Source organism: Thiobacillus sp. SCN 63-57, assembly GCF_001725555.1.
In the GTDB taxonomy this organism is placed as follows: Bacteria; Pseudomonadota; Gammaproteobacteria; order Burkholderiales; family Thiobacillaceae; genus Thiobacillus.
In genome coordinates this window covers 152452-167158 of record NZ_MEGP01000002.1, presented here as the reverse complement: position 1 = coordinate 167158, position 14707 = coordinate 152452, and the positions used below count along the sequence as shown (strand labels likewise).

The 14707-nt window shown below is 64.1% G+C and carries 11 protein-coding genes and 1 pseudogene; 11 read left to right on the top strand and 1 reads right to left on the bottom strand.

What is annotated here, in order from left to right; all coding sequences use genetic code 11:
• From ABT23_RS01360 to ABT23_RS01320, 9 genes and pseudogenes are all read left to right on the top strand, one after another.
• Window positions 1-1153, top strand: a 1153-nt coding sequence (locus ABT23_RS01360) for a 6-phosphofructokinase (RefSeq protein WP_296630063.1), incomplete at its 5' end; no start/stop codon positions are given.
• Window positions 1154-1235: 82 nt separating this feature from the next.
• A complete protein-coding gene (locus ABT23_RS01355; protein ID WP_296630060.1) occupies window positions 1236-1448 on the top strand; it encodes a hypothetical protein in 213 nt (70 codons plus the stop codon).
• Window positions 1449-1510: 62 nt separating this feature from the next.
• On the top strand, window positions 1511-3553 hold the full coding sequence (locus ABT23_RS01350; RefSeq protein WP_296630057.1) for a sodium-translocating pyrophosphatase: 2043 nt from the start codon (window positions 1511-1513) through the stop codon (window positions 3551-3553).
• A gap of 95 nt (window positions 3554-3648) precedes the next feature.
• Window positions 3649-3855, top strand: coding sequence for a DUF2892 domain-containing protein (locus ABT23_RS01345; RefSeq protein ID WP_296630055.1), 207 nt, complete (start codon window positions 3649-3651; stop codon window positions 3853-3855).
• Between the two features lie 65 nt (window positions 3856-3920).
• Entirely contained in the window at window positions 3921-4526 is a 606-nt protein-coding gene (gene lolA, locus ABT23_RS01340) for an outer membrane lipoprotein chaperone LolA (protein WP_296630050.1), read from the top strand.
• Window positions 4527-4782: 256 nt separating this feature from the next.
• Window positions 4783-6097 (top strand): annotated as a pseudogene (locus ABT23_RS01335) (replication-associated recombination protein A).
• A gap of 95 nt (window positions 6098-6192) precedes the next feature.
• Complete coding sequence (locus tag ABT23_RS01330) at window positions 6193-6609, top strand: MbcA/ParS/Xre antitoxin family protein (protein ID WP_296630046.1); 417 nt, start codon at window positions 6193-6195, stop codon at window positions 6607-6609.
• A 12-nt stretch (window positions 6610-6621) separates the two neighbouring features.
• Window positions 6622-7302: an RES family NAD+ phosphorylase gene (locus ABT23_RS01325; RefSeq protein ID WP_296630043.1), complete on the top strand. Its 681-nt coding sequence runs from the start codon at window positions 6622-6624 to the stop codon at window positions 7300-7302.
• A gap of 97 nt (window positions 7303-7399) precedes the next feature.
• Window positions 7400-7870: a DsrE family protein gene (locus tag ABT23_RS01320; RefSeq protein WP_296630041.1), complete on the top strand. Its 471-nt coding sequence runs from the start codon at window positions 7400-7402 to the stop codon at window positions 7868-7870.
• On the opposite strand, the gene ABT23_RS01315 is transcribed toward ABT23_RS01320, so the two are convergent.
• A complete protein-coding gene (locus tag ABT23_RS01315; RefSeq protein ID WP_296630038.1) occupies window positions 7858-10764 on the bottom strand; it encodes a patatin-like phospholipase family protein in 2907 nt (968 codons plus the stop codon). The genes ABT23_RS01320 and ABT23_RS01315 overlap by 13 nt on opposite strands.
• Window positions 10765-11152: 388 nt before the next feature.
• On the opposite strand from ABT23_RS01315, the gene sohB reads away from it, so the two are divergent.
• Entirely contained in the window at window positions 11153-12154 is a 1002-nt protein-coding gene (sohB, locus tag ABT23_RS01310) for a protease SohB (protein ID WP_296630035.1), read from the top strand.
• Window positions 12155-12341: 187 nt separating this feature from the next.
• Window positions 12342-14705: an EcoAI/FtnUII family type I restriction enzme subunit R gene (hsdR, locus tag ABT23_RS01305; protein ID WP_296630032.1), complete on the top strand. Its 2364-nt coding sequence runs from the start codon at window positions 12342-12344 to the stop codon at window positions 14703-14705.
• Window positions 14706-14707: the final 2 nt, after the last annotated feature.

Sequence of the window (14707 nt, the reverse complement as noted above, 5' to 3'; positions counted from 1 at the left end):
CAAGATCGGCAAGGTCTACGCCGGCCGCAACGGCATCATCGGCGCGCTGACCGAAGACCTGATCGACACCACCAAGGAATCCGCCACCGCGATCGCCGCGCTGCGCACCACGCCGTCGGGCGCGTTCGGCTCCTGCCGCTTCAAGCTCAAGTCGCTGGAAGCCAACAAGCGCGAATACGAGCGCCTGATCGAGGTGTTCAAGGCGCACAACATCGGCTACTTCTTCTACAACGGCGGCGGCGATTCGGCCGACACCTGCTTCAAGGTCAGCCAGCTGTCCGAGGCGATGGGCTACCCGATCCAGGCGATCCATGTGCCGAAGACCGTCGACAACGACCTGCCGATCACCGACTGCTGCCCCGGCTTCGGCTCGGTCGCCAAGTACATCGCCGTGTCCACGTTGGAAGCCAGCTACGACGTGCGCTCGATGGCCAAGACCTCGACCAAGGTGTTCGTGATTGAAGTCATGGGCCGCCACGCCGGCTGGATTGCCGCCGCCGGTGGCCTGGTCGAGGACCACGGCATTCCGGTCGTGATCCTGTTCCCCGAGATCGAATTCGACCAGAAGAAATTCCTCGCCCGCGTCGACAAGCTGGTGAAGGAGCACGGCTACTGCACCGTGGTGGTGTCCGAAGGCTGCCACTACCCGGACGGCAAGTTCCTCGCCGAGCAGGGCACGCGTGACGCCTTCGGCCATGCCCAGCTGGGCGGCGCCGCCCCGGTGGTCGCCAACATGATCAAGGACGCGCTCGGCCACAAGTTCCACTGGGCCGTCGCCGACTACCTGCAGCGCGCTGCGCGCCACATCGCCTCGAAGACTGACGTCAAGCAGGCCTACGAACTCGGCAAGAAGGCGGTCGAACTCGCGGTCAAGGGCCACAACTCGGTGATGCCGACGGTCGACCGCCTGTCCGACAGCCCCTACAAGTACAAGATCGGCATGGCGCCGCTGTCCAAGGTCGCCAACGTCGAGAAGTTCATGCCGCGCGACTTCATCACCAAGGATGGCTTCGGTATCACGCCCAAGTGCAAGCGCTATCTGACGCCGCTGATCCAGGGCGAGGACTATCCGAAATACAAGGATGGCCTGCCGGTGTATGTGACGCTGAAGAACATTGCGGTGGCGAAGAAGCTGCCCACGTTCAAACTCTGATAGGCGGTGAGGAGGGAGAGGTGAGGAGCAAAGCCAGCATTGCTGCGGTATGCGCCTCATGCCTAACCCCTCACCCACAAACATGACACTCGACCGCGCAAAACAACTGCTCAAGGTACAGGCCGATTTCGGCGGCTTCTACAACGGCAATTCGGCCAAGCTGATCTTGTCCGAGGTGCAGCGTGAGCATGGGCAGGAGGCGGTCGATCAGCTCATCCGGGACCTTGAGCTTGACCGGATCTTCGGGTTCGAGCCCGGTACACGGTTCGAGGGTGGGCTGGCAATGGGTAAATAGGTCGACGGCAGCGCAAGCTGCCGTTTTGTTTTGGTGCGTAGTAAAACGATAAAGGAGTTGTGATGGAGACGCAGTTGATGTGGATCTTGGCCAGCGCAGTGCTGGCTTTGGTATATGGCGTGATATCGATCGGCTGGATTCTGAAAAAGCCGGCCGGGAATGCACGCATGCAGGAAATCGCGTTGGCGGTACAGCAGGGCGCGCAAGCGTACCTCAACCGTCAATACACCACCATTGCCATGGTCGGCGCGGTGCTGTTCGTCGCACTGTGGCTGGCACTCGGGGCGCACACCGCGATCGGTTTCCTGATCGGCGCGGTGCTCTCGGGCGCGGCGGGCTTCATCGGCATGAACGTGTCGGTGCGTGCCAACGTCCGTACCGCCGAAGCGGCTTCGCACGGCCTCAATGCGGCGCTCAACGTCGCGTTCAAGGGCGGTGCCATCACCGGCATGCTGGTGGTCGGGCTGGGCCTGTTGGGCGTGGCCGGCTACTACGCCGTGCTGACCGCGATGGGCGCGACGTCTGAAGGCGCGATCCACTCGCTGGTCGGCCTCGGCTTCGGCGGCTCGCTGATCTCCATCTTCGCGCGTCTCGGCGGCGGCATCTTCACCAAGGGCGCGGACGTCGGCGCCGACCTGGTGGGCAAGGTCGAAGCCGGCATTCCCGAGGACGATCCGCGCAACCCGGCGGTGATTGCCGACAACGTCGGCGACAACGTCGGCGACTGCGCCGGCATGGCAGCCGACCTGTTCGAGACCTATGCGGTGACCCTGATCGCCACCATGCTGCTGGGCGTGCTGATGGCGAGCCAGGCCGGCAGCGGTGCGGTGATCTATCCGCTGGCGCTGGGCGCGGTGTCGATCATCGCCTCCATCGTCGGTTCGTTCTTCGTCACCGCGCGTGAGGGCGGCAAGATCATGAACGCACTGTATCGTGGCCTCGCGGTGGCGGGCGGACTCTCGCTGATCGCCTTCTATCCGGTGACGCAGATGCTGATCGGCGACGGCCTGCAGATGAACGACGGCTCGGTGATCGCATCGATGAACCTGTATTACGCCGCGTTGATCGGCCTCGCACTCACCGCCGCGATGGTCGTCATCACCGAGTACTACACCGCGACCGAATACGCGCCGGTACGTCACATCGCGCAGGCCTCGACCACCGGCCACGGCACCAACATCATCGCCGGTCTCGGCGTGTCGATGAAGTCCACCGCAGCACCGGTGCTGGCCGTGTGCCTGGCGATCTATGGCGCCTATGCGCTGGCTGGCCTGTACGGCATCGCCATCGCCGCGACCGCCATGCTGTCGATGACCGGCATCATCGTCGCGCTCGACGCCTACGGCCCGGTCACCGATAACGCCGGCGGCATCGCCGAAATGGCCGGCTTGCCGGAGAGCATCCGCAACATCACCGATCCGCTCGACGCCGTGGGCAACACCACCAAGGCCGTCACCAAGGGCTACGCCATCGGCTCCGCCGGTCTCGCCGCCCTGGTGCTGTTCGCCGACTACACCCATGCGTTGCAAGCCAAGACCGGCGGCGTCACGCTGTTCGACCTGTCCGACCACATGGTCATCATCGGCCTCTTCATCGGCGGCATGGTGCCCTATCGGTTCTGTGCGATGGGCATGGAAGCGGTTGGCCGCGCAGCTGGTTCGGTGGTGGTCGAAGTGCGCCGCCAGTTCAAGGAAATCCCCGGCATCATGGCGGGCACGGCCAAGCCCGATTATTCGCGTGCGGTCGACATGCTGACCAAGGCGGCGATCAAGGAAATGATCGTGCCGTCGCTGCTGCCGGTGCTGGTTCCGGTGCTGGTCGGCCTGATCCTCGGGCCTAAGGCGCTCGGCGGCGTACTGCTCGGCACCATCATCACCGGCATCTTCGTGGCGATTTCCATGACCACCGGCGGCGGTGCATGGGACAACGCCAAGAAGTACATCGAGGAAGGCAATTTTGGCGGTAAAGGGTCGGAGGCACACAAGGCCGCCGTCACCGGCGACACCGTGGGCGATCCCTACAAGGACACCGCCGGTCCGGCCGTCAACCCGCTGATCAAGATCATCAACATCGTTGCGTTGCTGATCGTGCCGCTGATCGGGTGAATTACGTTAAGCTTCGCCCTGCGTGTCAGTTCCATGTCTATTTGGCATGGCAGGGCGAGCAATCGCACACGTTCACTTAATCAAAAGGAGGAAGCATGGCAAAAAACGTCGGTGGAGTTGATCGTATTGTCCGCGCAGTGGTCGGGATCGCGCTCATTGGGTATGCGATGTCGAATTTGCCGGGCGCCGAGAACTGGATGGTTCCAGCGGGCATCGTGGGCTTTGTCGTCCTGTTGACCGCCATCTTCGGATTTTGCCCGGCCTACCTGCCGTTTGGCATCAAAACCTGCAAGACGAAATAAACTTTCGTCATCCTGCAGAGTCATGCAAAGTGCGCCCTTGTGGCGCACTTTCTTTTGGAGCCTTCATGCGTTTATTGTTTCTGCTGTTTGCGCTGGTCGCCAGCGCAGCCCATGCCGGCGGCGTCGACCGCCTGAAAGCCTTCATTGCCGGCGCCAGGACCGCCCAGGCCGATTTCGTCCAGACCGTCTCCGACAAGAACGGCCGCATCACCCAGCAGGCCAGCGGCCAGATGGCGTTTGCCCGGCCTGGCAAGTTCCGCTGGGACTACAACGCGCCCTACGAGCAGGTGATCGTCGGCGACGGCGCCAAACTCTGGCTGTACGACATCGACCTCGACCAGGTCACCGTCAAGCCGCTCGGCGACGTCATCGCCGGCACGCCCGCCGCCCTGCTGGCCGGGGACAACGCCATCGAGAAATATTTCAGCCTGAAAAACGCGGGTGAGAGCGACGGCCTGGAATGGCTGGACGCCACCCCCAAGAACCGCGACACCACCTTCGAGCGAATCCGCATGGGTTTCAAGGGCGACGCCCTGGTGCAGATGGAACTGTTCGACCAGTTCGGTCAGCACACCACGCTCAAGCTGACGCACTTCGTACGCAATCCGTCCATCGCGCCGTCGCGTTTCAAGTTCACGCCACCGAAGGGGGCGGATGTCATTGGGGAGTGAGTGGTCGGGGCAGGGCAGGGCCGCTTCGGCAAGGCTCTCCTGAGCAACGTCGAAGGGCTCGGGACAGGCTTCGAAAGGCTCAGCCCGAACGGTGGTTAAGCGTGTGGGTGACTCAAAGCATACGTTTTTAAGCCCGTTCGCCCTGAGCCTGTCGAAGGGCATGTAACCAAGAGGTAGGGGCGTCGATCGTTCGACACGCGCACTAGCAGCCCGAATGGTGGCTGGTTTCGCCCGCTCACCCCGTTACAATTCCCGAATGTCCACCCAAGACCTTTTCCAGGCCGACACGCCCGAACCTGCGCGCGACGACCCCCACGCGCCGCTGGCTGAGCGCCTGCGACGTCGTCGGGCAAACGCACTTATTGGGCCCCGGCAAGCCGCTGCGGCTCGCCTTCGATTCCGGCAAGCTGCATTCGATGATCCTGTGGGGACCGCCGGGCGTCGGCAAGACCACGCTGGCGCGGCTGACCGCGCAAGCCTTCGGCGCCGACTTCATCGCGATCTCGGCCGTATTGTCGGGCGTCAAGGACATCCGCGAAGCGGTCGAGCGCGCGCGCATGAACCAGACCCTCGGCCGTACCACCATCCTGTTCGTCGACGAAGTCCACCGCTTCAACAAGTCGCAGCAGGACGCCTTCCTGCCGCACGTGGAATCCGGACTCTTCACCTTCATCGGCGCCACCACCGAAAACCCCTCGTTCGAAGTCGTCGGCGCGCTGTTGTCGCGCGCCCAGGTCTACGTGCTGAAATCGCTCACGCCCGACGAACTCGGCCAGCTGATGCGGCGCGCGCTGACCGAACTGCCCGATCTGAAGCTGGGCGAGGGTGTCGACACGCTGCTGGCCGCCTACGCCGATGGCGACGCCCGCAAGCTGTTGAACCTGCTGGAACAGCTCGACACCGCCGCGCGCACCGCCCAAGTGAAGGAAGTCGACGCGGCTTTCGTCGAAAACGCGCTCGCCCAATCGCTGCGCCGCTTCGACAAGGGCGGCGAGAATTTCTACGACCAGATTTCCGCGCTGCACAAAAGCGTGCGCGGCAGCGATCCCGACGCCTCGCTCTACTGGTTCGTGCGCATGCTCGACGGCGGTGCCGACCCGCGCTACCTCGGCCGGCGACTGATCCGCATGGCGAGCGAGGATATCGGCCTGGCCGACCCGCGCGCCTTGCGGCTGGCGCTCGATGCCGTCGAAACCTACGAGCGGCTGGGCTCGCCCGAGGGCGAGCTCGCGCTGGCCGAAGCCTGCCTCTACATGGCCTGCGCGCCCAAGAGCAACGCCGTCTACGTCGCCTACAACGCCGCGCGCGCCTTCGTGCAGTCCAACCCTTCCAACGACGTCCCCATCCACCTGCGCAATGCGCCCACCAAGCTGATGAAGGAACTCGGCTACGGCCGCGCCTACCGCTACGCCCACGACGAGCCCGAAGCCTATGCCGCCGGCGAACGCTACTTCCCCGACGATATCGAAGAACAGACCTGGTATCGGCCCACTCCGCGCGGGCTCGAAGGCAAGATTGCCGAGAAGCTGGCGCATTTGAGGAAGCTGGACGAAGAGGCAGGGAAAGACTAAGCCCTGTCCCGTACCGGCTGCCCGTGATTGCCAATAGTCCATTTATGGACTAGTCTTGTATCGTGAGTTCAGAAAGATACTGACGCGAGACAGAGATGCAACACCCGGCAACCGCCCGCCAGGCCCCACCCAAACCCAGCAGCCGCGACCTGTCAGCCGCTGGCCTGCGCGCCTTCTTCAACATCGCGCGCGATTGGGGCTTGAGCACCGACGAGCAGATGGTGCTGCTGGGTGCACCCGGCCGTTCGACCTTCTTCAAGTGGAAGTCCGCACCCGAGGCGGCCGACCTCAAGCGCGACACCCTCGAGCGCCTGTCCTACCTGCTGGGCATCTACAAGGCGCTGCAGATCCTGCTGCCAGCCGTGGCGGCGGCCGACGCCTGGGTGAAGAAGCCCAACAGCGCGCCGCTCTTCGGCGGCAGGAGCGCGCTCGACCGCATGCTGGGCGGCAACGTCGCCGACCTGGTCGCGGTGCGCCAGTACCTGGATGCCCGCCGTGGTGGTTGGGCCTAGGGGCGGCTGGGCTTGAGCTACCCGACCACACGCCTGACGTGGACCCCGGCGTGGCGGGTGATTCCCAGCCGCTTTCCATCCGTCGGCCTGTTCGAGCGCGTGGCGAGTCCCGAGGATTTCGACGCCCTCTACGCGCTGGAAGCCATGACCAACGACCGCATCCGCGACGAGGTCGGCGAGATCAGCCTGGTTCCGCCTGATGAACGCCTGTTCGGCCCCGGCAGCACCTGCATCATGGCGGCCTTCACCCATCTCAACCCGCAGGGCAGCCGCTTCAGCGATGGCAGTTACGGCGTCTTCTATTGCGCCCGCGCGCGCGACACCGCCATCGCCGAAACCCGCCATCATTCGGCGCGCTTCCTGGCGGCCACCCAGGAACCGTCCATGCGGCTGCAGATGCGGCTCTACAGCGTGGACGCCCAAGGCCGGGCGGTCGACCTGCGCAAGGCCAGCCGGGCCGATCCCGGCATCGTCGATCCCGACGACTATGGCCATGCCCAGGGCATCGGGCGGCAGCTGCGGGCCGACGGGGCGCACGGCATCCTGTATCCCTCGGTACGCCACCCGGGCGGTGAATGCCTGGCGGCCTTGCGCACGGCCATCGTCAAAAACTGCCAGCACGCCGCCTATCTGGAATACAACTGGAACGGCCGAACCATCGATGCCGTGTTTGAAGTCGCCCAGCTGCTATGACGGCGGCGCGCAACCGATCCCGCATCCCCTGTAAGGAATCGGTCGCATCCCGGACCAAGCTTGCAGGCACCCATCCTCATCCCACCCGGAGACCCTCATGCTCAAACGCATCCTCGTCATCGCCGCACTCGCCTTCAGCCTGCCTGTCCTCGCCGACAGCAATGCCCCCTGGGGCAGCGCCAAGGATCTGGACATCCACTATGAAAAACAAAAGGTCGTCTTCGATACCACCACCGGCTCGGTGGAAGGGCTGACCAGCGTACTCGACCGCACCAGCTACCTGAGCGTGCTCAACGGCGCCGATCCCTTCGACAACAAGATCGTCATCGTCCTGCACGGCAACGTCATCCCGTTCTTCGCGATCAAGAACTACGCCAAATACAAGGCGCTGATGGATCGCGCGCAAAGCCTCTCCGTGGGCGGCATCATCGAATTCAGGATGTGCAAGCTCGCCGCCCAGAGCCAGGGCTTCAAGCCCAAGGACATCCACGGCTTCGTCTCCATGGTGCCGATGGGCGACGCCGAGATCGTCCGGCTGCAGCAGGAAGGCTACGCCTACATGCGCTGACGCGCCTGCAGGTCCGGATGGTCGGGCAGCCGCTCGGGCAGCGCGTCGCGAATCTGTTCCGGCGTCATGTCGTGGGCCGAGGTGTTGATCAGGGGCGAGAACAGCGGCGCGAAGACCTTGAGCCCGACATGCCGGCCCAGCTTGCGGTAGCTCTCGAACTGGTTCTCGTCGAAGAACTGGTCGCTCGTCGACTCGTGGGGAAAGCTGCGGTGGCAGTCGGCATATTCGCGCACGTCGCTTGATTCGTCGCCGCTCTGCGAAGCCTTGATGTAGATCAGGATGCCCGGCTGCGCGCCGTTCGGATAGCGGATGCAGCCGACCGCGAAATGCGCCGGGCAGTGCTTGCGCTTGCCCTTGGGCGGCCGCAGCGCCGCCAGGTCGATCTCGATTCCCACCCCGAAATCCGCTGAGCATTTGCGGATGGCGTTGGCCAGGTCCTCGAACTGGTAGTCCGGGTCGCAGCCGGCGTCCACCGCCACCACGACGTGGCAGCGCCGGCGCACCAGTTCGTAGATGCCCAGGTTTTCGAAGTGTCCGCCGTCCGACACGTTGAGGAAACTGGCGCAGCTGTCCAGCATGCCGAACACTTCCTTGAGCAGCGCCTGGCCACCGAAACGCGGACTCGCCTTGCGCCAGGCCTTGGGATGGCGCGGATTGCCGCACCAGCGTCCCAGGCGGACGTTGAACACGCTCAGCAGCGCCGACAGCGCCGCCGACGTGTGGTAACCCATGTTGGGATTGGCCGCCGCGCCCGAGGTGGCGATCACATTGCCCAGCAGGATGCCGCCGGGCGGATTGAAAAAGGAAAACTGGTTGGCCGCGTATTCCTCGGTGAGGCGATAGGCGCCGATGCGGTCGCCTTCCGAATCCCAGAACTCGAACCCGGTGTGGAAGGGCGTGAAGGCGAAGGCGGCGGCCCGGCGCGTCTGCCAGGCCAGGTCCTCGCCGCCGTTCAGGTTCATCGCCGCATTCACGATGGGGAAGGGCCGCTGGTTGCCCAGCACTGACAGCGGCAGGTCGTCGCCGGGATCGAAGCCGGTGAACGGATGGGGCTTGCGCACGATCTTGGTCGGCAGCGTTTGCCCCACGCGTGTGGCGCCCAGATAACAGCGCGTCAGGCGGTTGCGGTAGAAGCCGTTGAGCGAGAACAGGTTGATGTCGATCCGCCAGCCCAGCAGGCCGAACACCGCCGCGCAGACGCCGCCCACCCACAGCACATTGCCCATGTCCACCCGGCCGAGATTGAGCAGCGACGCATGCAGGATGGGTCCGAACGGCCCTGCCGCCGCGATCGGCACGCAGGCGTCGCACAGCCGCTCGGGGCTGGCCAGCACCGCGTTCAGCACGCTCGACAGTCCGATCGCCAGACCGACAATGAACACATACGGCGCGGCCACTACGATCTTGTTCAACACGGCCTTGCCGTTGCCGGACTTGCTGCGGCTTCCGGTGAGCGAACTCTTGCCCAGCAACACCCCGCCGATGCTGGTGGCCGCCCAGGCTAGGCCGCCCGCCAGCGCCAGCCCCGCCAGCCATTTCACCAGTGGCGCGGCATACAGCGTGACTGCAAACAGGCCCAGCCAGGCCAGCGCCGCCAGCAGGATGAAGCCGCCCAGGCGCGCCCACCATTCGCGATTCTGGTCCGTGTACAGCCGCTTCATCATCCCGATGTGCAGCGTTACCACCGTCGAAAAGCTCAGCAGCACCAGCGGCGTGCCGAACGTGGTCGCATAGGCCACGCCGCCCACCTCGGGCAGATCCGCAGCGCCCCGGCGCAGGCTGTAGAACAGCACCCCGCCCAGCGCGCCCGCCAGCAGCGTCCACGGCAACTGCCAGGCGAAACGGGCCAGCCCCGCGCCCCACTCGAACAGATCCTCCAGTGCCTCGCGCAGACGCGCGGAATCGTTGCGCGCCGCCCACAGCGCCATCAGCTTGTTCAGCGCGGTCAGCGCGATATTGCTGCCGCCGCTCTTGACCCAGAACACCACCAGCCAGGGCGCCAGATACCCCAGCATCGTCCACTTCACCCAGTCCTGCAGCGAATAGTCGGCGGCCGGGGCATGCGCCTGCAGCGCCAGCGCGAACAGCCACGCCGAGACCAGCGACGGCACCACGATCAGGCCGATGATGAAGCCCGGCCCGGTCGAATTGAACCGGTCGCCCTTGTTGAAGCGCATCAGGCTCATCGCGCAGGCGCCGATCGCCACCAGCAGCGGCCCGATCGCCATCCCGAACAGCACGGGCAGCCCGGTGTCGGCCAGCGGCGTGGCCAGCGCGAACCCCAGCGGATTGGCCAGCCAGCGGCTCCCGTTCAGCAATCCATACGGCAGTGTCAACACCGCGCCGAAGAAGGCCACCAGGACCAATTGGTTCAGCAGCAGATTGCGCAGATAGGTCGAGATCGCCGCCAGCGAATCGCCCGAGAACAGCCCCAGCCTGGGCGTGAGGTAATTGCTGTAGCGGCGCAGAAAGCGCAGCGACGGATGCTCCGGCGGGCAATCCGACGCGATCGTGCCCGCCGCGCACCAGGGCCGCGATTCGCCGGCCAGTTCGAGCTCCACCGCCGCCAGTGCATCCGCCACCGACTGCCCCGGCTTACGGCTGCGAAAAATCAGCGTCGACAGCCAGGCCCCGATATAGCCGCCACCCGACACCGTCGACAGATAGTCGAACGCGCGCAACAGCCGCAGCCGCGCCAGCGCCTGGATCACCCCCAGGCAAAACGTCGCGCTGCGGATTCCCCCGCCGGAAAAGGCCAGCCCCACCAGCTGCGCCCGATCCGCGCACGCCTCGGCGCTTTGCTGCGGATCGTTCGCCTGCGGCCGCAACTGCGCGATCTCGTCGCGCAACACCCTGGAAAACGCGTCGCCGGGCGTATCCGTATTCGTATCCATGCTTCCCCCTTGTGCAGATAGCCGGCTCCGCTCCCGGTGTTCCTTTATTGATTTTTCGGTATTAGAGCAGGTTGGCGAAGCCGGGGGAAACGGAAAGGGTTTGGCGTCGCGAACGCTGCTGGTGTCCCGTCATTGCGAGCAGCCAAAACGACCTTGCGCTGCTCCAGTCGAACAATCGCCGGAAAGGCGAAGCGTCCGCCAATCCCATGCAAGAGAATGTCCCGCCCTCTCAGCAGACCAGCCAGCGCGTAGTCTATCGATGCGCTTTCGTGCAATTCCATTGCTACACTGATTTTTCCCGACAACGCACGAACGAGCAGCCCCCCATGAACATCCCGCCCAGCCTCATCCCGGCCGCCTCCCATTCCCGCCGGGGGGGCCTCTCAAGATGAACAGTTTCGCCTCGCACTACGCCCTGTTTCTCGCCGAAGCCGTCACCGTTGTGGGGGTGATCCTCGCCATCGCCGCCGGGCTGGTCCTGCTGTCGCGCCGCAAGGCCAGGCATGCCGGCCATGTCGAGGTGAGCGACGTCAACCGCCAGCTCGAAGCCGCCGGCGACGCCCTCGACGCCCTGCGCCTGCCGAAGAAGGCGCACAAGACGCTGCTCAAGCAGCGCAAGGCCGAACGCAAGGCGCGGCGGCAGCAGGCCGAAGCCGGGCCCTGTACCTACCTCATCGACTTCAAGGGCGACATCCGCGCCTCGGCCGTGGCGGCGCTGCGCGAGGAAATCAGCGCCATCCTGCAGGTGGCCCAGCCCGGCGACGCCGTGCTGCTGCGGCTGGAAAGCCCCGGCGGCATGGTCAACCGCTACGGCCTCGCCGCCGCCCAGCTGCTGCGGCTGCGCGACGCCAAACTGCCGCTCACCGCCATGGTCGACAGCGTCGCCGCCAGCGGCGGCTACCTCATGGCCGCCGCTGCCGACAAGATCGTCGCCTCGCCATTTGCGCTGGTCGGCTCCATCGGCGTCGTCGCGCAGATTCCCAACTTCCACCGCTGGCTGCAGGCGCGCGACATCGACTGGGAACAGTTCACCGCCGGCCAATACAAGCGCACCGTCACCGTGTTCGGCGAAAACACCGAAGCTGGCCGCGCCAAACTGCGCGAGGAACTGGAGGCAATCCACGCGCGCTTCCGCGACTTCGTGCACGAGCGCCGCCAGCTCGACATGGACAAGGTCGGCACCGGCGAAGCCTGGCTTGGCAGCCAGGCGCTGGAGCTGGGCCTGGTCGACGAACTCGCCACCAGCGACGACGTCATCCGCCGCGCCTGCCAGCGGGGCAGGGTGCTGCAGGTGAGCTACCAGCGGAAGATGACGCTGCCGGAGCGGGTGAGGATGTCGGCGCAGGCGGCTTGGGATGGGATATGGCAGCCGCCGGGTCCGTTGGGTTGATCCAGCCATCGGTAACGCGATTAACCACCGAGCTATGCGAAAATCCCCCTCATAACAAACACAGGGGGTGTCTTGGCTCCACAGCCGGAACAACAAGCGAGGGGGAATATCGACAGGCTGCTGGAGGTGGCCGGCTGGCACGTCTGCGACCGCCGCTGCCACGTCGCATGCCTGATAGGTTGGCCACATGAATAAAAAAGACCTCACCGAAACAGACATCCGCACCAAATTCATCACGCCCGCCATCGTCGGCGACAACGGTGAGAAATGGGACGTGATGACTCAGCTTCGTGAGGAAATCTACTTCACCAAGGGCCGCGTTATCGTTCGCGGCAAAACAGTGAAGCGCGGCGAAGCCAAAAAGGCCGACTACCTCCTGTATTACAAGCCGAACATTCCCATCGCGGTAGTCGAGGCAAAGGACAACAATCACAGCGTTGGCGCCGGGATGCAGCAGGCACTGGAATACGCCGAGATTCTCGATGTGCCGTTTGCCTATAGCTGCAATGGCGACGCCTTTCTGGAGCACGACCGTACAGGTGCCAACGGCGTCGTCGAACGCGAAATCCCGCTCGATCAGTTCCCCACGCCTGAGGAACTTTGGGCACGTTACCGTCAGGCCAAAGGCTACAGCCTCGAACAGGAAACCATCGCCATCCAGGATTACTACGACGACGGTTCCGGCAAGATGCCGCGCTACTACCAGCTCAACGCCATCAACCGCACGGTCGATGCCATTGCGCGTGGCGAGGATCGGCTCCTGCTGGTTATGGCGACCGGAACCGGTAAGACCTACACCGCTTTCCAGATCATCTGGCGACTCTGGAAATCGGGCGCCAAAAAACGCATCCTCTTCCTCGTCGATCGCAACATCCTGGCTGACCAGACCAAGACCAACGACTTCAAACCCTTTGGGCAGGCGATGACCAAAATCACCAACCGCTCGGTCGACAAGTCCTTCGAGATTTATCTGTCTCTGTACCAGGCCGTTACCGGGACCGAGGAAGAGCGCAACATCTACAAGCAGTTCTCGCCCGACTTCTTCGACCTCATCATCGTCGACGAGTGTCACCGGGGCAGCGCGGCAGAGGACGCGGCCTGGCACGATGTGCTGACGTATTTCTCATCGGCCACCCAGATTGGCCTCACCGCCACGCCAAAAGAGACGAAGGAAGTCTCCAACATCCATTATTTCGGCGACCCGATCTACACCTATTCCCTTCGGCAGGGCATCTCCGACGGCTTTCTCGCGCCCTATAAAGTGGTGCGCATCGGCCTCGACAAGGACCTGGACGGCTGGCGGCCGGAGAAGGGAAAAATCGACAAGTACGGCCGTGAAATCGAAGACCGCGAATACAACGAAACCGACTTTGACCGTAACCTGATCCTGGAAAAACGTACCCAGGTCGTCGCCGCCAAGGTCACCGAATTTCTCAAGGCCACCGACCGCTTCGCCAAGACCATCGTCTTCTGCGAGAACATCGATCACGCCGAGCGCATGCGTCAGGCCCTGGTCAACGCCAATGCCGACCTCGCCGCCGCCAACAAGCGCTACGTCATGCGCATCACTGGCGACAACGATGAAGGCAAGGCCCAGCTCGACAACTTCATCGACCCCGAATCCACCTTTCCGGTCATCGCCACCACCTCGCAACTGATGTCCACCGGTGTCGACGCCCAGACCTGCCATCTCATCGTGCTCGACAAGCGCATCAACTCCATGACCGAGTTCAAGCAGATCATCGGCCGCGGCACGCGCATCAACGAGGATTACAACAAGTTCTTCTTCACCATCATGGATTTCAAGCGGGCCACCGCGTTGTTCGCGGACCCGGCCTTCGATGGCGAGCCGGTGCAGATTTACGAACCCGGCCCCGGCGAGCCGCCGGTCCCGCCTGACGAAGTACCGGGCACCGAAGACGAGACGGGCGAGGTGATCTACGAGCCCGCCGATCCCATCGAACCGCCCGTCACGGGCGAACCCCCCAGAAAATACTACGTCGACGACGTCGAAGTCCGCGTCGCCACCGAGCGCGTCCAGTACCTGGACGAGCAGGGCAAGCTCATTACCGAATCGCTCAAGGATTACACCCGCAACACGGTACGCAAGGCCTACGCCTCGCTCAAAGCCTTCCTCAACGCCTGGAACGATGCCGACCGCAAGCAGGCCATCATCGACGAGCTGGCCACCCACGGCGTTTTTCTCGATGAACTCGCCGAACAGGTCGGCCGCGACTACGACGCCTTCGACCTCGTCTGCCACGTCGCCTTCGATCAGCCGCCCCTGACCCGGCGCGAGCGGGCCGCACAGGTTAAAAAACGCCATGTCTTTGCCAAATACGGCGACCGGACCCGCGCCGTGCTCGATGCGCTGTTGGAGAAATACGCCGACGGCGGCATCAAGAGCGTCGAGTCGCTCGACATCCTCAAGGTCGACCCGCTGACAGCCTTCGGCACACCGGTCGAAATCGTCAAGCTCTTCGGCGGCAAGCAGCGCTATCTTGCCGCGATACGGGAACTGGAAACCGAGCTTTACTGGAAGGCGGCCTGACC

Excerpts from the sequence above, each read along its gene's own strand:
- ABT23_RS01320 (WP_296630041.1), top strand. The coding sequence starts at position 7,400 with ATGCTCAAACGCATCCTCGTCATCGCCGCACTCGCCTTCAGCCTGCCT.
- lolA (WP_296630050.1), top strand. The coding sequence starts at position 3,921 with ATGCGTTTATTGTTTCTGCTGTTTGCGCTGGTCGCCAGCGCAGCCCAT.
- ABT23_RS01355 (WP_296630060.1), top strand. The coding sequence starts at position 1,236 with ATGACACTCGACCGCGCAAAACAACTGCTCAAGGTACAGGCCGATTTC.
- hsdR (WP_296630032.1), top strand. The coding sequence starts at position 12,342 with ATGAATAAAAAAGACCTCACCGAAACAGACATCCGCACCAAATTCATC.
- ABT23_RS01315 (WP_296630038.1), bottom strand. The coding sequence starts at position 10,764 with ATGGATACGAATACGGATACGCCCGGCGACGCGTTTTCCAGGGTGTTG.
- ABT23_RS01350 (WP_296630057.1), top strand. The coding sequence starts at position 1,511 with ATGGAGACGCAGTTGATGTGGATCTTGGCCAGCGCAGTGCTGGCTTTG.
- ABT23_RS01345 (WP_296630055.1), top strand. The coding sequence starts at position 3,649 with ATGGCAAAAAACGTCGGTGGAGTTGATCGTATTGTCCGCGCAGTGGTC.
- ABT23_RS01330 (WP_296630046.1), top strand. The coding sequence starts at position 6,193 with ATGCAACACCCGGCAACCGCCCGCCAGGCCCCACCCAAACCCAGCAGC.
- sohB (WP_296630035.1), top strand. The coding sequence starts at position 11,153 with ATGAACAGTTTCGCCTCGCACTACGCCCTGTTTCTCGCCGAAGCCGTC.